Source organism: Micromonospora sp. bgisy143 (assembly GCF_057708145.1).
In genome coordinates, this window is the sequence record NZ_JBYIRN010000004.1 from 261,377 (window position 1) to 283,177 (window position 21,801).

The window sequence follows — 21,801 nt, forward strand, 5'->3', positions numbered from 1 at the left end:
GTCAAGCGGCGACCCGGCCCGACGAGACGAGCGGCGTCACAACCATGTTGTCCCTGGGACGCCCCGGGGCTTGAATGTCAAGGTGACCGAAGTCGAAGCAGCAGTCGGTAAGACTGACCCACCCGCCGACCCCCTGAAGACGCAGTTGCACAAATGGCTAACGAGCCAGGGGTATCCGTTAGAATTGCGCACAGCCCAAGCCTTCAGAGAGATCGGCCACGTACGTCAGTCGGATTACTATTATGACAGCGAGTCCGCATCTCACCGCGAGATCGACGTAGTGGTGAGCATGAGGTCGGATACCAAATCACGTACCGAGTGGCTGGACATCCTCTTGCGCATCGAAGCAAAGAGCGGCGCCGACAAACCATGGGTCCTCTTCTGCGGAGAGAGAACTCCCTCGCTCCATCCGGTAGCGCAGGTTGTGCAGAGGTTTGCCTCACCCGCCGCCCGCAGGTGGGTTTCTTTCGCCGCACACAGCCACGCAGTGCGCGCCCTGCCACTACTAACGATCGAGGAACATCCCGGACACAGCCTAATAAAAGCGAACTTCAGCTCAAATCAGGGCGGCAGCGATGTGGCCTACAAAGCGATCAATTCGGCCGTGAAGGCCGCTCACTGGGAGACAACCCGGGAGGACATCTACCCTGGGCTTAACAAGATATCCGTCATCGCATTCCCAGTAATTGCGATCGACGCGCCGCTATTCAAGTGCGATATCGATGAGACGGGAGCGCTTCGGCTCTGGCGAGTCGATATGGGCACTTTAATCTGGCATAATAACGTCGTGCCATCCGCTCCACCTCACACAATTGTCCACGTTGTGACAGAGGCCGGCATCCCGGAGTATGCACGGCAAGCATCCGAGACTGCGCACGGGCTCTCAATGTCTTACAGCAGAATCCGGCGTCGGGAGCTTGCCAGCCAAAGAAAGTCCGAGGAAGAGTAACCGGCTGCCACTCGACGTCTGTCTGCGACGAGCAACAGCCGGTCACATCTCGCTATTTGCATCTGTTCAGCCCCCAGATCAAGCCCCCGAGCTGCTGCGCGATGTCCCGGCGCACCTGATCCGTCATGTGCTGGTAGCGCACCGCCATGGCCGAGTTAGACCAACCCATGATGCCCATCACAGCTCGGCCAGACACGCCGAGGACCAAGAGCACGGTGGCGGCGGTGTGCCGCGCGTCGTGTAGCCGCCCGTCCCGCACTCCGGCGAGCTTGAGCAGCCGTTTCGACTCGTCGTAGTCCGTCGCCTGATGGATCGCCTGGCCGGTTGGTGAGGCGAACACCGATCCTTCGTCGCGCCAGAGCTGGGCGGCGGTTTCGCGCTCGACCTCCTGCTCCTTCCGGTGCTGCCGGAGCAGTTCCACCAACGCATCCGGCAGGCCGATGGAGCGGCGGCCGGCGCGGGATTTGGTGTCCGCCGCTAACCGTCCCTCAAAGGTCGATGCCTTCCGTTCAGCGAAGGCGGATGCAGTAATTACCAGCATGGCCGACATTGCTGGCCTGTTAATCCGGTGAAGACCGCCTATTTGGCGGAGGCCGACACTTACCGCAGCGGAAAGAACCCGTACCTGCCTGAGGTCCGGTGACCCGTAAAGTGGATTACTGTAGACTCATCCGAAAGCGTGTCGGGCGGGCCATCGTTCTCGAAAACAATGGCTTGGCCGTCGAACTGCGTGTCGAAGTATGAGTAAAACCTTTCGGTCAGACTCGTCACATCAGCCTCCGAGGGGGCATCAGCTACACCCGGCTCAGGCTCCCGGTATGGCCTGATGGGAGAGTCAATGACAATGAATCCCGGGTGCTCCAACTCTCTATCAAAGCAGTACTGAGCCAACCCAGTCGTGAAGGCGGCATGAAGCACAGCGCGCATGCCCTTACCATGCGAGCTCCGTTGCTGACCATCAACCATTACGTCGCTCACACTCTTCGAATACCTGACTTCGCCAGCATTCGGCCGTAACCAAGAATTTACTACGCGTTTGATTGTCGCCGAGAACTCATCAACGACGAGTTCATTTACCTCTGCCGGTGGCACAGGCTCACCCTCATCCTCCGGCTCGACAGTTGCCCTGAGCGCGACGAGTCTGGCGATCTGATCGTGAGTGTTCAGCGCCGCCTCGATAGCTGACCTAACCGTCAGCAGTTCCTGCAATGCTTCCCTCTCGGGCTGGAGCGAGGCGTCGAGTGTTCCTATCTGGGCTCTTAGTTCGTCAGCCTCGTGCGCAAAACCTCCGACCGCATCCCGCAGGCGGTCCTCCTGAGACCGCAAGTCACCAATTGTCACATCTAAATCATCGCGCAGGCCGATGGTTTTTTGTATCTCGGACATCACCGATTCGCCGAAGGAGGTCATTTCTCCAACTGTGTGCAGCTCGGCGGCCTGGTGCTCCACTTCCGCCCCGCAGAATACGCAGACACCAGGCTGGAAGTACCCTAATAGAGTCCCCGCTTCCTGCACCATCTCCAACCGACCAAGATCTGAATCGTATTTGGACCTGAGTAGGCCGAAACGAGCGAGAAGCTCGATCACATCGTCAAGGCGAGACTGGTATTTATTTAGGTCTTCCAGTAACGCTGTTTGTTGAGTAAGCAGTGCAGTACGCGCGTCCAGGAACCCATCTATGGACGACGTCTGTTGCTGGATCGAGTTCAAAATGCGACCTTGGCGCTCCTTCAGCTCTTCTACCGAGCCAGTACCCTCAATAGATGCTTGAAGTTCCCCGATGGCTCTTTCAAGAATTTCCGTCTTGCCTTTGCTGACCTTGCGCTTCTCGGCGGCACCCGCTGACCGGGCAAACTTGGAGTCATCCTCGCCCTGCAATAGGAGCTTTAGCAGCGATAGCTCCGCCGTGCGGCTAACGTACTGGCCCGAGACTGGCGGAGGAACCTTGCTTAGCACCTTAGTTTCGTCTATGACGCAGAGCAGGCAGAGATTGCGGAAGCTCAGGGGTGCGGTAACATTTTGTTGGTTTTTCCGCAGCTCCTTGCCGTCAAGCCCTAAAGACTGCAAGAGGTAGCGCGATAAGCTTAGACGACCACCTGATGTATTGCCATGAGCTGCGTTTAGAGTGAAGTCCGCCGGCCTGGTGGGAAGTTCTCGCAAAACCTCCTGGTAGGCCGAAAAGTTTCCGCCCGTAATGCGGCGAACGAGCGTAAGGGGAGTGTCGTCCGGAAGAGTCATGCCCAACATGACATGCGTATACTCGTCGGCTTCAGGTATCGACTTAAGAGACTTCGCGCCAAGCATGAAGTCTAGCGCCTCGAAGATGTAGCTTTTCCCCGTATTCGACGTTCCGTAGATTACTGTCAGGCCAGGACCGAACTCCACTGAGGCGTCGGGTAGACTTCCGCCTGCGACAGTCAAGCGAACAAGCCTTAGGCGACTCATGAAATCCCCCGATTGTCAGGCCCTGAGTAGTAGCCCGTGGTGGAGTTCTCCACTCCCCCGAGGCCAGCGATAAGGCTCCGAAGTGTTGCGGCGTCGATGTGGCCAAAGGCTTCCATCACCCACTCCGCGCGGGTTCTAAGCTCCTGCAGATATTCCGATTCGAGAAGATCTACGAATCCGGGAGCGTTGTCCGTTGCCGCGTAGACGATGCCCTCAGGCTCCATCCGGAGAGTTACCAGTCTGGCCCGAACCATTACTTGGAGCCCATGCTCAAGCAAGTCTCGCTTAACAGTTATCTCACTCCGATGATTTGGCACGTCGGGGTGCAAACTATCGGGTCCACCGAACTCCCGCGAGTGCACTAACGTATAGTCAAGGAATGAGAGGCTTGCAATATCGAACGACTTCGGGAAGGCAGCGGATAACAGTGTCAGCGCACGGAGGCCGACTTCGAGGGGCCCATTTAATGTCGGCGCGGTCATTGGTCACACCAGACCAGGCGGTCATCGTTGGCTAGCTGGTGGCAGATTCCGCGTTTATCTCGGACCTGAGATACGTTCACAAGAGGATTCTTGGGTGAGAGGTTGAGTGCTACGACGGCTTCGAGAACTGCTTGAAGCCGATCCAATCCGCAGTCGAAGTCGCGGAAGTGGGTCTCCACCACTCCTTCGTAAACATCATCCTGGAGGCTCTCGAACGTTCCTGGAAGAACGCTGTCGCGAGCGAATAGGCGGAGCGCTTCGGCGCTGTAAAAGGCTTCTCGTTGTCGGCTAAAGTGCTTCGAGATTTTGGGGTTGACCTCTACATCCGCTAGCGTGGCAATTTGCAGGCCATAACGTTCTGCGTAGACGGTCAATAGCTGATCTACATACCTGCGCTCCTCAGCCTTCAAGTTGCTAGGCGGGGGCTTTACCTCGGGACGGTCAGGTAGGGGGGCGTCGAACCGCTGAACGTGGTATCTGGTCCGCTTATGGATGTCGAACATTTCATGCAGCTCGACGGACCGGAAGATGCTGTAGTCGAGGATTTCCGCCCGCGCTTTTATTCGGGCGACAAGGGTCGGATCTAGACCGGCGCCTAAGGGCTTGTCGCCATCAAACCTTTCGAGAAACTTGATACGGAGCTGGGACGGCGAGCTCAGGAGGCGCGAGAGTGTTGGGCCGCACTTCTTGGGCGCCATGAAGTGGTATCGGCGTGGCAAGGCATAGTATCCCTCAACGACTGCGCGGAGCATCTTGAACATTTCCGGGTAGGCGTCGCTGGGCAAAAGTGCTGCCTCGTAATGCTTACACTGGAAGCAATCCCATTCACCTTCAAATCCGTTAGGGCTCAGGAAGGCTGCAATGTCAGCGCCTCGGTCGCCTGAGCCGCCAATTCGTTTGATCTGGTAATACTGCTCCGCCAGCCCAGTGGCGTACTCCAGTACGAACTCTTCCCACTCAGCGGCATCATAGAAGTAGATCAGCTGATGGGGCTTTGGCGGTTTTGGCAGAGAAAGCCGGCCCACGGTCGCTATGCTGCTCCCAGTCGGCGGCGGTAGATCCGAGAGTCTCGGATTCGACGGAGCATCTTCGGGCACGCCGCACTCCCCTGGTGTAGCTGCTCGGCCACGTGGAGTAGACCCTAGCCGAAGTAGCACGGAAGAGGGAGCCCCGGAAGCTCGTCAGGGCCAACGTCGCGGATCACGTCGTATCGGGCCAGCCGAGACCGTCTCAGTTGTCGTCTCGTTCGGGCACGTACAAGGTTGTCCGGGGGTGACGTGCCACTCTGCGTCAACGTTGCCGCCTGGTACGGCGCTGAGGCTTGGCGAACGCGAGACGACAGACTTGGAAAGCGTGTTGGGTTAACATCCTCACGAGTTCGAATCTCGTATCCTTCGCTCGCGGAGCATGATCAACGCCCGGCAGACCGATAACAGGTCGGCCGGGCGTTGTCGTTGTGGTCTCATCGATGCCGTGGCCGACTCGACGTGGCAGTGGGACGAGACCTTGTACGCCGGCAGCGCCCGGCACTACAGCGTCGGCCGATGGCCGTACGCACCCGCGATCGCCGAGGCCATCCGCACGGCGCTCGGCCTGGACGGCACCGGCCGGCTGTTGGACGTGGGGTGCGGTCCCGGTTCGTTGACGCTGCTGCTCGCGCCCCTGTTCGAGACGGCGGTCGGGGTGGACGCCGACCGGGACATGCTCACCGAGGCGCAGCGTCGAGCCGACGAGGCCGGGGTCACCACCGTCGAGTGGCGGCACCTGCGGGCCGAGGAACTGCCGGCCGACCTGGGTACGTTCCGGGTGGCCACGTTCGCGCAGTCGTACCACTGGATGGATCGACCGCTGGTGGCCCGCCGGGTCCGCGACATGCTCGCGCCCGACGGGGCCTGGGTCCACGTCAGCGCGAACACCCACCAGGGCGTGGCCGGGGACGACCCGCTGCCCTACCCCCGCCCGCCCTGGCTGCGGATCGACGAGTTGGTCGCGCGCTACCTGGGGCCGGTCCGCCGGGCCGGTCAGGGCTCGCTGCCCACCGGCACGCCCGGGGGCGAAGCGGAGATCATGCTCGCTGCTGGCTTCGCCGGGCCCACCCGGCTGACCGTCGAGCAGGGGACGGTCCTGCAGCGGTCGGTGGACGAGGTGACGTCGGCGGTGTTCTCGCTGTCCAGTTCGGCACCGCACCTGTTCGGCGATCGACTCCCGGCGTTCGAGGCGGACCTGCGCGAGCTGCTGACGTCGGCGGCCCGGGACGGCCTGTTCGCCGAACGGCCACGCGACGTTGGCCTCGTCATCTGGCGACCCTGACTGCGGAGCGTGCTGTGCGGAGTTTGCTTCCCGCGGAAGGTGCTTCCGCGGGGCCTGCTTCCCGCGAGTCGCGTCTTGAGGCTCGGCGCGGGTGGCCCCCGCGCGCCGGAGCGACGAGATCTTGGACAGTTTCCGTCAACTCCGAACGAAAACTGTCCAAGATCTAGAGCCAGACCGGCGGGCCGGAGGGCCGAAGCGGACGGCGGGCCGTAGGGGTCCGCATGCGGCCGGACCGCGCCAGGCTCTCACCCTCGGGCGCGGGTCCAGGAAAGGAAGCGGTCGGTGAGCCGGGCCGGGTCCACGTCCCGAAGTTGTTCGCTGGCCTCGGTCATCAGCGTCGCCAGGTAGACGGTCAGCGCCACTCGGTCGCCCCGGTATTCGCCGAGCAGCCGGAGCTTCGCCGCCGAGCAGGGCCAGGCGATGCCGCAGGCCTGACATCGCCAGGTGGGTCGGGTCGGTAGGTGGTTCCGGTGGCGACGACGCGGCACGGGCGAGCCTCCTTCGCAGGTGGAAGGGGGTCACCCCGCCTCCGCGTCGGGGCGACCCCGCGACTGACGCCGACCGCCGGGCTGCTGCGCCTCCACCGGCCACGCCGTCTTCTGGGGACCACAGTGCGGCGCGTCACCGGGCACCTACAGGGCGTAGCTATATGGTTCTCAGATATTCGAGACATCCGATGGAGGGGACCGTGAACGACGCGTTGCGGGTGGCGCTCAACGACACCGGGCACACCACCGAATCCCTCGCCGAGACCGTCGGCGTCGACCCGAAGACCGTCGCGCGCTGGTTGACCGAGGGCCGCATCCCGCATCCTCGGCACCGCCTGGCGGCAGCGGAAGCCCTCCACAAGGACGTGTCGGACATCTGGCCGGACACTGCGAGACGTCGTGACCCCATTTGGTTTCGTCCCTGGCAGGAAATCGAGCGCGAGGCGGTGTCGCTGCGCTGGTACGAGTCGACGGTTCTGCCAGGGCTGCTACAGACCGAGGCGTACGCCCGCGCGGTCCTCGGCGGCGCGGGCCTGATCCCCCGAAGCGAGGTCGAGCGGCACCTCAGCGTCCGGCTCAACCGGCAGGGCGTGCTCAAGCGCGACGACCCGCCGCAGTTCACCGCGGTCGTCGACGAGGCGATCCTGCGCCGGCCGGTCGGCGGCCGGGCAACCATGCGCGAGCAGATGTTGGCCCTGGTCGCGGCCTGCGCCGAGCCGCACATCCGGGTCCACGTGGTGCCGGCCACCGTCGGCGCGTACGCCGGACTGAACGGGCCGTTCGTGATCGCGCACAGCCACGACCACCGGGTCGCCGGCTACCTGGACAACCAGCTTCAGGGACAAGTGGCTAGCGACCCCGACGACATCGCGGCCATGATGGCGGCATGGGAGAACGTGCGCGGCGAGGCGCTGTCGCACTCGCAGTCGGTCGAGCTGATGACGGAAGTGGCGGAATCATGGAGCTGAACGGTGCGCGGTGGCGCAAGAGCACCCGCAGCAGCGGCAATGGCGGCGCATGTGTCGAGGTCGCCGACAACCTGCCCGGCGTGGTCGGCGTACGGGATTCCAAGAACCCGACCGGTCCAGCGCTCGCCTTCACGCCGACGGCCTGGCGCGCGTTCGTCGCCCAACTCGCCGAACGAGCCTGAGTCCCCCACCACACGCGCCGCTGACGACGAGATCTTGGACAGTTTCCGTTCCGAGCTGACGGGAACTGTCCAAGATCTGCGGCCAGACCGCCGGAGCGCCGGAGCGCCGGGCCGCCGGAGCGCCAGTCCGCCGGGCCGCCGGGGCCGGCGCCGCCGCGTACCGTGCCAGGCACGAGCGGCGGCGAAACCGTCGTACACATGTTCTATCCACAGGCTGTGGACGGCGGAGGATGTGATGGCGTACCAGCTCAGCGCGGTGGTCGCGGACGCGGACCTGCTCCGCGAGCACACCGCCGAGCTGGACCACGCCGTCCTCGGTGAGCTGCGCCAGGACTTCGCGCTGCTACCGGTCACCCCGCAGTTGGTGACCGAGCTGACCGGGTCGCTACCGGACTACGCGGCGGACGACCGCAGCGCCGAGCAGCCGTTCGACCTCGTCCTGTCGCCGCCGCTGGTCGAGCTGCTGGCCGGGTGGTCGCGTACCGGGCCGGTGGCGTACCTGGAGGCGGAGTTCGGCGGCGGCGTCGGTCACCAGTCTGCGGCGGTGTGGCTCGGCGGGGAGCTGTCCTGGGGGCCATGCTTCGACGACGTCCTGGAAACCCCGCGCGAGGAGTGGCCGATCAACGCGGCGCTCAGCCGACTCGGCGTGGAGCGGGGTGCGTGGATCGATCCGTTCGCCGAGTTGGGGTTGCATCTGGAACGCAACACCGCCGGCTGGTTGGCGCACGGGCGGCGTCGACTCAGCGCCGACTACTGGGACGAACTGATCGAACAGTGGGAAAACCAGTAATCCGCCGGCGGGCAGCAACCTGAACGGCCCCGGTCCGTTGGGGACTGGGGGATTCCATGAAATTGCGACAATTTGCTTTTATTGCCATGCTGCTGGCTGCTGCCTCGATCGCGGGCAGCGGTCCGCCACCCGCCGGACCGATGCCGGCGAACCGGCCCGCCGGCAACGTCGAGGTCATCGACCTGCACGGCCTGCGCAACATCGAGTTCGGCGACACCGAGGCCGAGCTGACCCGTCGGGGCATCCTGCGTACCGACCAGGACGCCTGCGGGCCGGTGCTCACCGGCCACGACACGGTCAGCCCCGTCTTCGTCGAGGACAAACTGGTGCTGCTCTGGGTCGGCGATCCGATGCGAACACCGGAGGGGATAACGGCCGGATCACCCGTCGAGGAGGTCTGGGACCGCTACCCGTCGGTCACCCGGCTGCCCGCTCCACAGGGGACGCACCGGCTCGACGGGCTGCTCGCCCGCAGCGGCGACCGCGCGTACCTGTTCCTGCACGACGGGCGCACGGTCCGAAAGACCATCGCCGGGTACGCCGACTGGGCGCGCCGCCTCTTCGACGAGGGCGCCGCCCCCTGCTGACCGGCCCGCTCTGGTTGAGACGGCAACCTGATTGTCCGCGATGGATCGTCGTGAAATTATCCCGTCGCCCGCGCACGTCGCGCGACAGAAACGGGGGAAGACATCGTGCGTCCATCCGCGCTCAGTCCACTGTGGAAACACCTACCCAGATGGGCCGCGGTGGCGGCCTTGAGCCTCACCGGGACGGGCTTGCTGGCCGGACCCGCCAGCGCCGCCCCGACGGCCGAGCAGTCGCCGCGACCGGCGCTGACCACCGAGCAATCGCCCACCGTGACCGCGCCCCCGAAGTCGACGACCACGACTCCGGCCCCGGCCCGAGTCACGTCGGACTCGACGTCCGTCGTCGGCCTCGCCGCCGCCTGCGGCGGCCACCTCCCGACGGGTACGGTCAAGAACTGCGCGTCGATCACCGGGGCCGCCCAGCACAACTGGACGGTCACCTCGACGGTCGACCAGGACACCCTGCTCGTCCGACTCCGCGAGGTCTCCGGTGACGGTGTCAGCGCACAGGTGAAGGGCAGCGACGGCGATACCGTCTGCTACGTCAGCTCGTACCTCAACGAGTGCAAGCTCGGCGCTGCCGGCACCTACACGATCACCGTGAAGCTCTACTACGGAACCGGCAAGGGCGCGTACTCGCTGTCGGCGGAGTCGACGCGTACCCCGTCCGCCTGTGTCAACCTGCCCGCGGGCTTCTTCTCCTTCGCCTCCGCCGGGCGCAGCGGCACGCTGCCCGCCGGCCTTGCCGCCCGCTGCTTCACCTTCACGCAGCCCACCGGCGCGGTCCTGCACCTCGCCGACCCGGGTGGCGCCGGAGACGTCCAGGGCAACATCCTGGACGCCCAGTTCCAGCCGCTCTGTTCGGTGCGGTACCCGACGGAGTGCACCCTCCGCGAGCCCGGACCGTACCGGCTCTTCCTCGAGGAGACGTACGGCAACAAGACCGCCTACACCCTGAAGATGCCCCGGATCTCGCAGTCGACCGGCTGCCCGGCCCTGTCCCTGACCGGGTTCGGCGACCCGGGCACGGCGGTCGGGACCGGCACCGTCGCGTCGTACCAGGGGGTCAGCTGCCAGAAGCTGCGGGTGAACGCGCCGGGCTCTCTCGTCGTCCGGATCAATCAGAACGCAGACCAGCACCTCTACTGGGAGATGTACGACGACGCCGGCCAGAGGGTGTGCCAGGAGTACGAGTCCTGGCGTTCCTGCGCGACGCCGACCGCCGGCTCGTACACCCTGCTGATGCGGAACTCGAACTGGGATCCGGTCACCTACCAGGTGGCGGTGGCGCGACTCGACCGGACCACCGGCTGCGCCGACGCGGCCGGACTCGCTTGGGACCAGCCGACCCTCACGGTGCACCAGACCTCGGCGGTACAGACCAACTGCCAGCCGTTCCAGGGTGAGGCCGGAGAGCGGGTCATGGTCTACCGCGCCCCGGACCGGTACAACGACGTCCTCTCCTGGATCGTCGACGAGCACGGCGTCGTGCTGTGCACCGAGTGGTCGGAGGAGGACGGGTGCGTCCTCCCGTCCACCGGCACCTTCCGGGTCATCTCCTATCTCACGCGATGGGAGGCGGAGGACACCGACCTGACCTACCGACTGCAGGTACGCTCCCTCTCGGACTCCACCGGCTGCCCGACCGTCACTCCGGGCACGTACAACGCCGCTCCGGCCGGCCCGCTGGGCGGCATTCGCTGCCGCGTACTGGACCTCCCCACCGCGGGCGCCTACCGGGTCAAGGCCGTCGACGAGGACAACTACCGGCAGTACGGGACCGTCTACGACAGCACCGGCAAGCGGATCTGCCGCGACGTGTGGTGCGACGTCCCGGCCGCCGGTCGGTACACGCTGGTGCTCAGCGGTAGCGCGCCGGACGGGGTCATCGACAACAGCCTGCGGTACCACCTCGCGGTGCTGCCGTGGCTGCCGTCCGACTGCCGACCGGTGTCCGATGCCGGCTGGCAGGACGCCCCCGTACGAGGGCAGTTGGCCACTCCCGCACAGTTCGACTGCCTCGAACTGAACAGCCCCGCCGGCGCCCTCATCACCGAACTGCTCCCCGGCGACGCCACCGGCGCCGGCTCCCCCACCGTGACGGTGATCGACGCCACCGGAGCCTTCGTGTGCGACTCGTCCTGGGGGCTGCGCCAGTACCACTGCGAGCTGACCGGCCAGGCACCCTTCACCGCCGTGCTCAACTCGGACGACGGGGACCCGGCCGGACCGTACTCGCTCGCCTTCGCCCGCACTGACGGCCCGCCCGCCTGCCCGGCGCTGCCGGCCGGTGCGACGGGCACGACGGTGACGACGGGCGCGGAGCGGTTCGGCGTCTGCCTCTCGATCCCGGCTGACGCACGCGCCGCCACTGAATCGATCACCTGGAAGCGGGTCGGCGGAACCGGCGACGCCCGGCTGTCGGTGTTCGACTCGCAGGGGCGTCGCTACTGCGGGCCCACCGGCTACTCAGTCGAGCGGACCATCTCCTGCTCGCTGCCGGCCGGCCCGGTCACGGTGATTCTGGAGGCGGACGGCGTCGACGCCGCCTACCAACTCACGCACCGCGATGCGAGCCTGCCGGCGAGCTGAGCGAACGGAGACGCCCGGTCGATCCGCACGGATCGACCGGGCGTTGTCGTTTGTGCCGAAACGGCCGGTCACCGCCGAGCGCGGCAGGAAGGTCAGCGCGCCCCGGAGGCGGCGGCGAACCCGGTGAGCGCGATCTCGGCCGTCTGGCGCAACTGCTCACGCGGAACCCCGGCGGCGGCGTGGATCGCCTGCCCCTCGGTGACGCTCATGACGAAGCGGGCGAGCGCGGCCGGGTCGGCGTCGGCCGGCAGGTCTCCTTCGGCGACGGCGCGGGCGAACCGGTCGGCGAGGGCCCGCTCACCGGCCAGCCGACTGGCGGCGAGGAACTCGGCGACCGGGGCGTTCACGCTGGAGCAGGCGGTGCCGCCCTGGATCGACAGGCAGCCGGCGGGACGGTCGGGTCTGGTGACGGCGAGCACGTTCTCCCGCAGCAGGGTGGCGACCACCTCGTACGCGGTGGTTTGGGCGATGGCGTGCCGCGCGTACCCCATGTCCTGGTCTGCGTAGCGGGCCACGGCCTTGCGGAACAACTCCTCCTTGCTGCCGAAGGCGGCGTAGAGGCTCGGCTTGTTGATACCCATGGCGGCGGTGAGGTCGCTCATGGAGGCGCCCTCGTACCCCTGCCGCCAGAACACCTCGAGCGCGCGTTCCAACGCCTCGTCGACGTCGAAGCCGCGTGGCCGCCCTCGTACCGGCATGGTCCTTCACCTCCGGCCACCCATCCTACCCACCGCGAAACCGATCGGTACAGAAATTTGCGGGCAGGCCAGATGGTTGCTACGTTCGTTCCGTACCGCTCGGTACACAATCCTGTGGAGGAGAACGATCGTGGGACAGCTCGACGGCAAGACCGCTCTCGTCACCGGGGGCACCACCGGCATCGGCCTGGCCACCGCCCGCCGCTTCGCCGCCGAAGGCGCGTACGTCTTCGTCACCGGTCGCCGCAAGGGCCCGCTGGACGAGGCGGTGGCCAGCATCGGCGCCAACGCCACCGGCATCGTCAGCGATTCCGGCAAGCTCGACGACCTGGACCGGGTGATGCGGGCGATCGAGGAACGCGGCGCGGGGTTGGACGTCCTGTTCGCCAACGCCGGCGGCGGCGAGTTCCGTCCGCTCGACGCGATCGACGCCGAGCACGTCGCCAACACCTTCGACACCAACATCTACGGCACCATCTTCACGGTGCAGAAGGCCCTGCCCCTGCTCAACGAGGGTGCCTCGGTCGTGCTGACCGGCTCGACCTCGGCCGTCAGCGGCATCCCGGCGTTCAGCGTCTACGCCGCCTCCAAGGCCGCCATCCGCTCGTTCGGACGCAGTTGGGCCGCCGAGCTGATGGACCGCAAGATCCGGGTGAACACCCTCATCCCCGGCTCCACCGAGACTCCCGGGCTCGCGGGCCTGGCACCCAGCGCCGCAGAGTCACCCGCCCTGCTCAAGAACATCGCATCCACCGTGCCGATGGGCCGGCTGGCCCACCCGGACGAGATCGCGAACGCGGCGCTCTTCCTCGCCTCCGACCAGAGCAGCTTCATGACCGGTAGCGAGCTGTTCGTCGACGGCGGCGAAACGCAGCTCTGACGCGAGAACGCCCGGTCGATCCGTAGGGATCGCACCGGGCGTTCTCGCGTTTCACGAGCGGTGGCGGCGGGATTTGAACCCGCGGAGGGCGTAAACCCTCACACGCTTTCGAGGCGTGCTCCTTAGGCCACTCGGACACGCCACCGCCGACGAGGGTACAGGACCGCCGGTTCGGACGCCGAACCGGTATCGCCGGACCCGGCCTGGCAGGATCTTTGCCATGAGTACGCACATCGGCGCGAAGCCGGGCGAGATCGCCGAGCGGGTCCTGATGCCGGGTGACCCCCTGCGGGCCAAGTGGATCGCGGAGACCTACCTCGAGGGCGCGACCTGCTACTCGACGGTCCGGGGCATGCTGGGCTTCACCGGCCGCTGGAACGGCGTCGAGGTCTCCGTCCAGGGCTCCGGCATGGGCATGCCGTCCGCCTCCATCTACGCCCACGAGCTGATCAACGAGTACGGCGTGAAGACGCTGATCCGGGTCGGCTCCTGCGGCGCCCTCAGCACCGACCTGCAACTGCGGGACGTGGTCGCGGCGATCGGTTCGTCCACCGACTCGAACATGAATCGGATGCGCTTCGACGGTCTGATCGACTACGCGCCGGTGGCCGACTTCGGCCTGCTGCGTACCTCGGTCGAGGTGGCCGAGCGGCGCGGCATCGCGATGCACGTCGGACCGATCCTGGCGGCGGACGCCTTCTACACGGACCGGCCGGACCTCTACGACACGCTCGCCGACTACGGCGTGCTGGCGGTGGAGATGGAGTCGGCGGCGCTCTACACGATCGCGGCCCGGTTCAAGGCCCGTGCGCTGACCGTGCTGACCGTCAGCGACCACATCAAGACCGGCGAGAAGACCACGTCGGAGGAGCGGGAGCAGACCTTCAGCCAGATGGTGGAGATCGCGCTCGACACGATCATCGCCTGATCCGTTCCGGGGCGGCGCACCGCGAAGAGCGTGATGACTGACAGGCATCTTGATGCCTCACAGTCATCACGCTCTTTCGCTGAAGCGGGGCTACGCCACGCCAGGCCGCGCGACGGCGGGCCGGACCGACCCGCCGGCCCGGTCAGACGGCGGTGAGCGCCTCCGTCGGGGAGAGCCGGGCGGCGCGGACCGCCGGGTAGAGGCCGGCGAAGCCGCCGATGACCAGGGTCGCGCCCACCCCGCCGAGCATCGCCCAGGCCGGTACCACGGTCGGCCAGCCCTGGGACAACGCGTACCCGGCGGTGACCAGGATGCCCAGCAGCACCCCGCCGACCCCGCCGAGCGCGGAGAGCAGCAGCGACTCGGCGAGGAACTGGGTGCGTACCTGACCTCGGGTGGCTCCCAGCGACCGGCGCAGGCCGATCTCGGCCCGGCGTTCCAGCACCGAGATGACCATGGTGTTGGCCACGCCGACGCCACCGACGAGCAGGGCGACCGCGCCCAGGCCTAGGAGCAGCCCGGTGAAGGCGGCGTCGGTGGCCTCGGCGGCGGCCAGCGCGTCGGAGGGCCGGGACACCTCCACCTCGTTGGGCGCCTCCGGGTTGGCGGTGGCACCGAGCACCGACCGGACGGCCTCGACCTGGGACTCCTCGGCCCGGGTGTAGACGGTGGTCGGGTGGCCGTCGAAGCCCAGGTAGTCGCTCGCCGCGGACCAGCCGACCAGCGCCGACGTGTCCAGCTCCGGGGCGAGCGGCGCGGGAGCGAGGACGCCGACCACGGTGAACCACCGCCCGCCCAGCCACACCTGCACCTGCGGGTTCGCCTTGTCGACCCCGAGCCGGTGGGCGGCGGTCGCGCCGAGGACCACCGCCGGGTAGCGGGCGGTGGCCTCGTTGAGCCACGTTCCGCTGGTCACCTGGGCCCCGACGGTGCCGAGCAGGTCCAGCCGGGCGGCCCGGGTGGCGATCCCGCCCGTCTCGGCGGCCGGAATCCGGTCCGAGCGGTACACCTTGGCGTCGGAGACCTGGCCGGTCGCGGACACCTCGGTCACCGGGCCGATCCGCCCGATCATGGCCACCGACTCCTCGGGTAGCTGGGCGTCCGCGCCGAACAGGGTGTTGCCCGGTTCCACGGTGAGCAGGTTGGTGCCGAGCGCGTCGAGCGCCCGGTCCAGCTCGGCCCGGGACGACGACGAGATGCCGACCACCGCGATCATCGCGGCGATGCCGATCGCGATACCCAGCGCCGAGAGGAACGCCCGCAGTGGTCGGGTCCGCAGGCCCACCCCACCGACGCGCAGGACGTCCCCCGGGCCCATCCGGGCCGGGGTGAGCACCGCCATCAGCCGACCCCGCCCGTGGCGAGGAGCGAGTCGTGGCGTACCGCGCCGTCGCGCATCCGTACCTGCCGGGGCAGGCTGTCGGCGATCTCCCGATCGTGGGTGATCACCACGACGGTGGTGCCGGCCCGGTGCAGTTCGTGCAGCAGGTCCAGCACCCCGGCGCCGGAGGTTGAGTCGAGGTTGCCGGTCGGCTCGTCGGCGAGCAGCACGGCGGGCTCGCCCACCACCGCCCGGGCCACGGCCACCCGCTGCCGCTCCCCGCCGGAGAGCTCGTGCGGCCGGTGCCCGAGCCGGTGGCCCAGGCCGACCCGGACCAGCGCGGCCTCCGCGCGGTCGCGCCGCCTCCGCAGGGGTACGCCGGAGTAGAGCAACCCGTCCGCCACGTTGTCCACCACCGGGACGCCGGGGGCCAGGTGGAACTGCTGGAAGACGAAGCCGATGCGGGTGGCCCGCAGCGCGGACAGCTCCCGGTCGGTGAGCGTCGCCGCGTCGTACCCGTCGATTCGGACGCTGCCCGACGAGGGCCGGTCGAGGGTGCCGATGAGGTGCAGCATCGTCGACTTGCCCGACCCGGACGGGCCGACGATGGCCACCAGCTCGCCATAGCCGATCCGCAACGACACGTCGTCCAACGCGACGACCCCGCCGGGGTAGCGCTTGCTGACCCGGTCCAGCACGATCACGTCGCCGGTCACGCCGGAACCACCACTGTCGTTCCCTCGGCGATCCCCTCGCCGGTGACCTCCACCCGCCCGTCGGCGAAGAGGCCGGTGGTCACCGCCACGATCCGGCTGGTACCGCCGTCGACAACCTCGACGCCGTAGCCGCCCTCGGCGAGTGCCAGCAGCGCCGCCACCGGCACGGTGAGCACGTCCGCGCGTTCCGAGGCGGTGAAGGTGACGTCGACGCTGGCCTGGTCGAAGCCGGCGAGGGCTTTCGGGTCGGCCACCGCGACGGTCACCTCGATCTTCGTCTCCGCCTCCGCCGACTGGCCGTTGGCACCGGCCGAACCGGTCTGGATGACCGTCTCGACCGTGCTGACCGTGCCGTTCACCGCCCGGCCGTCCGGCAGCTTCACCCGGACCTTCGCGTCGCGCTTGGCCAGCCGCTGGTCGTCCACGTCCAACTCGACGGTGACCACCCGGCTGGTGCCGGTGTAGGTGAGCACCGCCTGGCCGGGCTGGGTGACCGCGCCGACGTCGACCTGGTGGCTCTCCACCCGGACCTCACCGTCGGCGTACACGACGCGCCCGGGCTCGACCCGGCCCGTCTCCGCCAGGCCGAGGTCGTCCTGCCACTCGCGGACCGCGTCGGCGGTCGCGCCGGTGTACTCGTCGTCGACCGTGAAGCCGTCGTACCCGAGCGCCGCGAGGTTCCGCTCGAACTGCGCGACGTCGGCGCCCTCCACGCCCGGGGCGAGCGTCCGGTACGCGGGCAGCCCGCCGTAGAGGAGTACCACCTCCGCGTTGTCGACCAGGTAGAGCGGCTTGCCCCGACGTACCGTCGACCCGGTCGCCGGCAGCCCGGTGACCGTGCCGCTCAGCCTCGCCGTGGCGGTACGCGTGGTGCCGTACCCCAACTCGCCGTCGGCGGTCTCGGAGTCGGCGAGCGTCTGCCGGGTGATGGCGGCGGTGGCCGCCGGAGGACCGGCCTGGGCGGCGTCCCCGCCGGTCCCGCCGCCGAAGCCGACCGCGGCGACCACGCCCACGGCCGCGACCAGCAGCACGACCCCACCGGCGAGGGCAGCCCGCAGGCGGGCGCGTCGAGCGGTGCCGGTCACCGGCCACCGCCGAACTGCGGCGCGTACTGCCGGCACTTCTCCATCGCGGCACGCAGCGCCGGGTCACCGATGTCGAGCCCGTTGTCGCCCTTGGTGATCTGGATCCGCCCGTCGGCGTCCGGGTCCGGGAAGTTCGGCACGCCGTTCTCCCGCATGCACTTGGCCATGGTGCGCATCTGCTCGGCCTGCTCCGGGTTGAGCTGTGGGCCCTGCCCGCCGTTGGGCAGGTTGTCGCGGCACTTCTCCATGGCCGCCTCGACCTTCTCCGGGTCGGCGTCCTCGCCGAACCGGAACATCGGCTTCCCGCCCGCCTCCGGGTCGGGCATGTCCACCCCGTTCTCCCGCATGCAGCGGGCGAACGCGAGCCGACGTTCCGAGTCGCCCGGCGGTGTGGCGCTCGCCGTGGTGCCGCCCTTCGCGCCACCGGCGGTCGCGACCCCGCCACCGTCGTCCGCCGGGCCGCACCCGGCCAGTGCCAGGGCGAGCAGGGCGGGGATCGCGAGCATCTGTCGCCGCATGGTGTCCGCCTCCGTCTTCGGGTCCGGCGCGGATCGCCGGACGTTGTCGCCCAGTTCAGGGCAGCGGACGTATCCGGGGCGTAACCGTGCACGGTTATGCCGCCGTTACCCGACGGCGGGGACCATGGACGGGTGAGAGTGCTGGTGGTCGAGGACGAGAACGTGCTGGCGGACGCCATCGCCGAGTGGCTGCGCCGCGAGTCGTTCGCGGTCGACGTGGCGTACGACGGGGACGCCGCGTTGGAACGGCTCGGCGTCAACGAGTACGCGGTGGTGGTCCTGGACCGGGACCTGCCGGTGGTGCACGGCGACGACGTGTGCCGGGCGATCGTGGACGCGGGCGGGGAGACCCGGGTGTTGATGCTGACCGCCGCCGCGGCGGTCCGGGAGCGGGTGGCGGGCCTGGCGATCGGCGCGGACGACTACCTCACCAAGCCGTTCGCGCTGGTGGAGTTGTCGGCGCGGGTGCACGCGTTGACCCGTCGCGCCCGGCCGGCCGCACCGCCGACGTTGCGCCGCGCCGGGATCCAACTCGACCCGGCCCGGCACGAGGTACGCCGCGACGACCGGCACGTGGCGCTGTCCCGCAAGGAGTTCGCGGTGCTGGCCGAGTTGCTGCGCGCCGACGGTGCCGTGGTCTCCGCCGAGGACCTGCTGGAACGTGCCTGGGACGAACACATCGACCCGTTCACCAACGTGGTCCGGGTCACCATGATGAAGCTGCGCCGCAAGCTCGGCGACCCACCGGTGATCGAGACGGTGCCGGGCGCGGGGTACCGGATCCGATGAAACTGCTGACGATCCGGGGCCGCCTCACCCTCATCTACGGTGGGCTCTTCCTGCTGGCCGGCGTGGTCCTGCTCGCCGTCACGTACGTGCTGGTGGACCAACGGATGCCGCAGCCGTTCGGGGTGAAGGTGAGCGACCTGCCAAAGGTCGCCGCGACCTCACCGAAGCCGGGCAACGGGCAGAACATCGAGACGCTGCGCGCCCTGGTCGAGGAGGTGCAGGACGAGGCGAAGCGCAACGCGTTGGAGTCGCTGCTCACCCAGGGCGGCATCGCGTTGATCGTGGTGTCGGCGGTGGCGATCGCGTTCGGCTGGCTGCTCGCCGGCCGGGCCTTGCAGCCGTTGCAGCAGGTCACCGACACCGCGCGGCGGATCGCCGGTGCGGACACCGCCGGTCGCGGTCTGCACGAGCGGATCGCGCTCGTCGGTCCCCGCGACGAGGTACGCGAACTCGCCGACACCTTCGACCAGATGCTGGAACGGTTGGACCGCTCCTTCGACGGGCAGCGCCGGTTCGTGGCGAACGCCTCGCACGAGCTGCGTACGCCGTTGGCGTTGAACCGCGCGCTTGTGGAGTTGGCGGTGACCCGGCCGGACGCGCCGGAGGAGACCCGGCGGTTGGGCGAGTCGCTGCTGGCGGTCAACGAGCGGCACGAACGACTCATCGACGGGTTGCTGACCCTCGCCGACTCGGAGAACGAGCTGACCGAGCGTACGGCCGTCGACCTGGCGGAGGTCTGCGCGCACGTCATCGACCAGGCCGGCAAGCAGGCACCCGACCTGCCCGTACACCGGTCGCTCGCGCCGGCCCCGGCCAACGGCGACCCGGTGCTGTTGGAGCGGCTGACGTTCAACCTGGTGGAGAACGCGCTGCGGCACAACCTGACCGCCGACGGTTGGGTCGAGGTGCGAACCGGGCTCGTCGGCGACCGGCCCACCCTCATGGTGACGAACACCGGCCCGGTGATCGCCGGCTACGACATCGAGACGATGTTCCAGCCGTTCCGGCGGCTGTCCCGGGAGCGGGTGGCCGGTACGCGCGGTTTCGGGCTGGGGTTGTCGATCGTCCGGGCGGTGGCCCGGGCCCACGGCGGCACCGTCGAGGCGTACCCGCGTCCCGGCGGTGGCCTGGTCGTCACGGTCACCCTGCCGGCGGCCTGACCACCCGTCTTCGCCGCGCGGGGCCTCAGCGGAAGAACGCCCGCAGCACGGCGGCGGTCTCGGCTTCCAGCACACCGCCGTACACCTCAGGGCGGTGGTTCAGCCGGCGGTCGCGCAGCACGTCCCAGAGCGAGCCGGCCGCGCCGGTCTTGGGTTCCCACGCGCCGAAGACGACGGTGGAGACCCGGGCCAGCACCAGCGCGCCCGCGCACATGGTGCACGGTTCCAGGGTGACCACAAGCGTGCAGCCGTCCAGCCGCCACTCGCCGGTCCGTTCCGCCCCCCGACGCAGGGCCAGCACCTCGGCGTGGGCGGTGGGGTCGCCGGTCAGTTCCCGCTCGTTGCGCCCGATCGCCAACTCGGCGCCGTCCGGGCCGTACAGCACCGCGCCCACGGGGATGTCGTCGACACCGCCGCCGGGAACAGCCGGGTCGGTGACGGCGACCTCCAGGGCCCGACGCATCCACAGCTCGTGCCGCTGCCGTCGCCCGATCCTCCCGGGTTCGGCCAGGCCCTCGCTCGCGCCCGGTCCCGCGCGCCGCACCGCTCCGGGCGTCGGCTGGCCCGGCCGGATCGTCTCCAACGCGGGGTCGGTGGCGTCGGCCGGCTCAGACCTCACGCAGCTCCTCGACCTCGTCGGCGCAGCCGAGCACCTCGCAGATCTCGGCGGTGACGTCCGCCGGCAGCATTCCCTCGTGGCCGCAGAGCGTCAGCAGCTTCTGCGCGGAGATGCCCAGGTTGGCGAGCAGGTCGGCGTCGCCCACCGGATCGGCCTCCGGGTCGACGGCGGGCTGCTCGCTCTCCTCGTCGCCGCTGGCGGCCGGGCGCGGCTCGTCGTCGCCGTCCAGCCCGGTCACCGACGTCTTCAGGTCACCGACCAGCAGTTGACCCAGCCGGGACTCCTCGGCGTACGCCGAGTCCGAGCCGAAGACCCGCAGGTCCTCGCCCTCGTCGAGCCGCAGGATCACCAGGTACGCGTCGTCGGCCTCGACGAAGAGCAGCGAGACGTCGGCTTCCTGGTCGACGTCGCGCAGGCGGTCGGCGACCTCGTCGATGTCGGTGGCACCCCGTAGGTTGACCTCGGCGGCGGTCCAGCCACTGTCGTCACGCACCACGGCCGCAGCGAAGTACGACACGGTTCCCCCAAAAGCCCTCGGCACAGCGCCGACTCGTCAAGGGTGCACGTTAGCCGGTCGGGTCGGCAGGCGACCGGTCAACGCCCCGAGACGCCGGCCAAACCTGACAAAGTCGAGATCAGCCAGCTACCCGACGGCGGGTGGCGATGAGTTGGCGTAGACGCTCGGTGCGCTGTCGCTGCGGCCGGCTGCGCTGGCGTACCGCCCGTGCGCCCGCCAACTCGGCGAGCAACTGGAGGCGGCGGCGGTTGCGATCCGGGTCCTGCCGCGGGGTGGTCCAGGCCATAGTGCCGAGCGTGCCGAGTCTCGGCGGCCACGTCAAGACGGCGTTCGCTACGCAGCCAACCGGGCACGCGGCGCAGTCAACGAGGCCCTGATCCGGGCCGGTCGGGCGGGCTCACCACAGCGGCCAGTCACCGCTGGTGGCCCAGCGCACCGCCACCACGGCGGCGGCGATGCTCCAGCCGCCGGCGGTCACGATGGCCACGCCGGTGGCCACTCCACGGTCGCCGTACCGCACCAGCACCAGGGCGGTCGCCCAGGCCAGCAGGCCGGCCACCACCGTCCACCACGCGTAGCTGGCCAGGTCGGTGCCGAGGAGCCCGAACAGCAGCAGCCAGGCGGCCGCCGCGCCGCCGCCGGAGGCGACACCGCCGCCGGTCACCGGGTGCGGTTCGCGGTAGGTCGGCCGGGCCGGTGGCCCGGCCGGGAAGAGCCCCGACGGGGTACGCGACACCGGCCGCATCACACCCGGGTCCGGGTCGGGTTGGGCGATGC

At 68.4% G+C, this 21,801-nt stretch carries 24 protein-coding genes, 1 tRNA gene and 1 pseudogene; 11 read left to right on the top strand and 15 right to left on the bottom strand.

The features are described from left to right. The first annotated feature begins 82 nt into the window (after positions 1-82). Positions 83-949: a hypothetical protein gene (locus AC3EN4_RS09180; protein WP_435205476.1), complete on the top strand. Its 867-nt coding sequence runs from the start codon at positions 83-85 to the stop codon at positions 947-949. A gap of 52 nt (positions 950-1,001) precedes the next feature. On the opposite strand, the pseudogene AC3EN4_RS09185 reads toward AC3EN4_RS09180, so the two are convergent. From AC3EN4_RS09185 to AC3EN4_RS09200, 4 genes and pseudogenes are all read right to left on the bottom strand, one after another. Then, positions 1,002-1,424 (bottom strand): annotated as a pseudogene (locus AC3EN4_RS09185) (tyrosine-type recombinase/integrase); the annotation flags it as partial. A 125-nt stretch (positions 1,425-1,549) separates the two neighbouring features. Continuing rightward, the gene (locus AC3EN4_RS09190; protein WP_435205477.1) at positions 1,550-3,334 is read right to left on the bottom strand and encodes a hypothetical protein; all 1,785 of its coding nucleotides are present in this window, start codon (positions 3,332-3,334) and stop codon (positions 1,550-1,552) included. 56 nt (positions 3,335-3,390) lie between these two features. Further along, a complete protein-coding gene (locus AC3EN4_RS09195) occupies positions 3,391-3,876 on the bottom strand; it encodes an ABC-three component system middle component 2 (RefSeq protein ID WP_435205478.1) in 486 nt (161 codons plus the stop codon). After that, entirely contained in the window at positions 3,873-4,973 is a 1,101-nt protein-coding gene (locus AC3EN4_RS09200) for an ABC-three component system protein (protein ID WP_435205479.1), read from the bottom strand. Before AC3EN4_RS09200 ends, AC3EN4_RS09195 begins: the two co-directional genes overlap by 4 nt. 376 nt (positions 4,974-5,349) lie before the next feature. Between AC3EN4_RS09200 and AC3EN4_RS09205 the strand changes: the two genes are divergently transcribed. Beyond that, a complete protein-coding gene (locus AC3EN4_RS09205) occupies positions 5,350-6,186 on the top strand; it encodes a class I SAM-dependent methyltransferase (RefSeq protein ID WP_435205480.1) in 837 nt (278 codons plus the stop codon). A gap of 245 nt (positions 6,187-6,431) precedes the next feature. Here the strand turns inward: AC3EN4_RS09205 and AC3EN4_RS09210 are convergent, their stop codons facing one another. Continuing rightward, positions 6,432-6,674 (bottom strand): flavin reductase, encoded by a 243-nt coding sequence (locus AC3EN4_RS09210; protein ID WP_435205481.1) that lies wholly within the window; start codon positions 6,672-6,674, stop codon positions 6,432-6,434. A 200-nt stretch (positions 6,675-6,874) separates the two neighbouring features. On the opposite strand from AC3EN4_RS09210, the gene AC3EN4_RS09215 reads away from it, so the two are divergent. From AC3EN4_RS09215 to AC3EN4_RS09235, 5 genes are all read left to right on the top strand, one after another. After that, on the top strand, positions 6,875-7,642 hold the full coding sequence (locus AC3EN4_RS09215) for a helix-turn-helix domain-containing protein (protein ID WP_435205482.1): 768 nt from the start codon (positions 6,875-6,877) through the stop codon (positions 7,640-7,642). Next, on the top strand, positions 7,633-7,824 hold the full coding sequence (locus AC3EN4_RS09220) for a DUF397 domain-containing protein (RefSeq protein WP_435205483.1): 192 nt from the start codon (positions 7,633-7,635) through the stop codon (positions 7,822-7,824). The genes AC3EN4_RS09215 and AC3EN4_RS09220 overlap by 10 nt, the downstream gene beginning before the upstream one ends. Positions 7,825-8,059: 235 nt before the next feature. Next, positions 8,060-8,614 (top strand): hypothetical protein, encoded by a 555-nt coding sequence (locus AC3EN4_RS09225; protein WP_435205484.1) that lies wholly within the window; start codon positions 8,060-8,062, stop codon positions 8,612-8,614. 92 nt (positions 8,615-8,706) lie between these two features. Beyond that, positions 8,707-9,201 (top strand): thioredoxin domain-containing protein, encoded by a 495-nt coding sequence (locus AC3EN4_RS09230; RefSeq protein ID WP_435205520.1) that lies wholly within the window; start codon positions 8,707-8,709, stop codon positions 9,199-9,201. A gap of 159 nt (positions 9,202-9,360) precedes the next feature. Further along, positions 9,361-11,793: a hypothetical protein gene (locus AC3EN4_RS09235; RefSeq protein ID WP_435205485.1), complete on the top strand. Its 2,433-nt coding sequence runs from the start codon at positions 9,361-9,363 to the stop codon at positions 11,791-11,793. A 92-nt stretch (positions 11,794-11,885) separates the two neighbouring features. Here the strand turns inward: AC3EN4_RS09235 and AC3EN4_RS09240 are convergent, their stop codons facing one another. After that, positions 11,886-12,491, bottom strand: a complete 606-nt coding sequence (locus tag AC3EN4_RS09240; protein ID WP_435205486.1) for a TetR/AcrR family transcriptional regulator — start codon at positions 12,489-12,491, stop codon at positions 11,886-11,888. A 130-nt stretch (positions 12,492-12,621) separates the two neighbouring features. Between AC3EN4_RS09240 and AC3EN4_RS09245 the strand changes: the two genes are divergently transcribed. Continuing rightward, a complete protein-coding gene (locus tag AC3EN4_RS09245; protein ID WP_435205487.1) occupies positions 12,622-13,371 on the top strand; it encodes an SDR family oxidoreductase in 750 nt (249 codons plus the stop codon). A 58-nt stretch (positions 13,372-13,429) separates the two neighbouring features. On the opposite strand, the gene AC3EN4_RS09250 is transcribed toward AC3EN4_RS09245, so the two are convergent. Next, positions 13,430-13,516 (bottom strand) — tRNA-Ser (locus tag AC3EN4_RS09250). A 75-nt stretch (positions 13,517-13,591) separates the two neighbouring features. Between AC3EN4_RS09250 and deoD the strand changes: the two genes are divergently transcribed. Next, positions 13,592-14,299 (top strand): purine-nucleoside phosphorylase, encoded by a 708-nt coding sequence (gene deoD, locus AC3EN4_RS09255; protein ID WP_151491018.1) that lies wholly within the window; start codon positions 13,592-13,594, stop codon positions 14,297-14,299. Positions 14,300-14,441: 142 nt separating this feature from the next. Here the strand turns inward: deoD and AC3EN4_RS09260 are convergent, their stop codons facing one another. From AC3EN4_RS09260 to AC3EN4_RS09275, 4 genes are read right to left on the bottom strand one after another with little or no spacing between them, the layout of a single operon-like run. Further along, complete coding sequence (locus AC3EN4_RS09260; protein ID WP_435205488.1) at positions 14,442-15,641, bottom strand: ABC transporter permease; 1,200 nt, start codon at positions 15,639-15,641, stop codon at positions 14,442-14,444. Beyond that, entirely contained in the window at positions 15,641-16,324 is a 684-nt protein-coding gene (locus tag AC3EN4_RS09265) for an ABC transporter ATP-binding protein (protein ID WP_435205521.1), read from the bottom strand. Before AC3EN4_RS09265 ends, AC3EN4_RS09260 begins: the two co-directional genes overlap by 1 nt. Positions 16,325-16,332: 8 nt before the next feature. Next, a complete protein-coding gene (locus AC3EN4_RS09270) occupies positions 16,333-17,421 on the bottom strand; it encodes an efflux RND transporter periplasmic adaptor subunit (protein WP_435205489.1) in 1,089 nt (362 codons plus the stop codon). Continuing rightward, on the bottom strand, positions 17,418-17,939 hold the full coding sequence (locus AC3EN4_RS09275) for a hypothetical protein (RefSeq protein WP_435205490.1): 522 nt from the start codon (positions 17,937-17,939) through the stop codon (positions 17,418-17,420). The genes AC3EN4_RS09270 and AC3EN4_RS09275 overlap by 4 nt, the downstream gene beginning before the upstream one ends. 132 nt (positions 17,940-18,071) lie before the next feature. Between AC3EN4_RS09275 and AC3EN4_RS09280 the strand changes: the two genes are divergently transcribed. Then, positions 18,072-18,728: a response regulator transcription factor gene (locus AC3EN4_RS09280; protein ID WP_435205491.1), complete on the top strand. Its 657-nt coding sequence runs from the start codon at positions 18,072-18,074 to the stop codon at positions 18,726-18,728. Continuing rightward, positions 18,725-19,888, top strand: a complete 1,164-nt coding sequence (locus AC3EN4_RS09285) for a sensor histidine kinase (protein WP_435205492.1) — start codon at positions 18,725-18,727, stop codon at positions 19,886-19,888. The genes AC3EN4_RS09280 and AC3EN4_RS09285 overlap by 4 nt, the downstream gene beginning before the upstream one ends. Positions 19,889-19,913: 25 nt before the next feature. Here the strand turns inward: AC3EN4_RS09285 and AC3EN4_RS09290 are convergent, their stop codons facing one another. The 4 genes from AC3EN4_RS09290 to AC3EN4_RS09305 form a co-directional block, all read right to left on the bottom strand. After that, the gene (locus AC3EN4_RS09290; RefSeq protein ID WP_435205522.1) at positions 19,914-20,432 is read right to left on the bottom strand and encodes a nucleoside deaminase; all 519 of its coding nucleotides are present in this window, start codon (positions 20,430-20,432) and stop codon (positions 19,914-19,916) included. A gap of 64 nt (positions 20,433-20,496) precedes the next feature. Then, positions 20,497-21,024, bottom strand: a complete 528-nt coding sequence (locus AC3EN4_RS09295) for a tRNA adenosine deaminase-associated protein (protein ID WP_422737360.1) — start codon at positions 21,022-21,024, stop codon at positions 20,497-20,499. Positions 21,025-21,142: 118 nt separating this feature from the next. Continuing rightward, positions 21,143-21,310, bottom strand: a complete 168-nt coding sequence (locus AC3EN4_RS09300) for a hypothetical protein (RefSeq protein WP_167626078.1) — start codon at positions 21,308-21,310, stop codon at positions 21,143-21,145. A 111-nt stretch (positions 21,311-21,421) separates the two neighbouring features. Continuing rightward, positions 21,422-21,769, bottom strand: a complete 348-nt coding sequence (locus AC3EN4_RS09305) for a hypothetical protein (RefSeq protein ID WP_435205523.1) — start codon at positions 21,767-21,769, stop codon at positions 21,422-21,424. Positions 21,770-21,801: the final 32 nt, after the last annotated feature.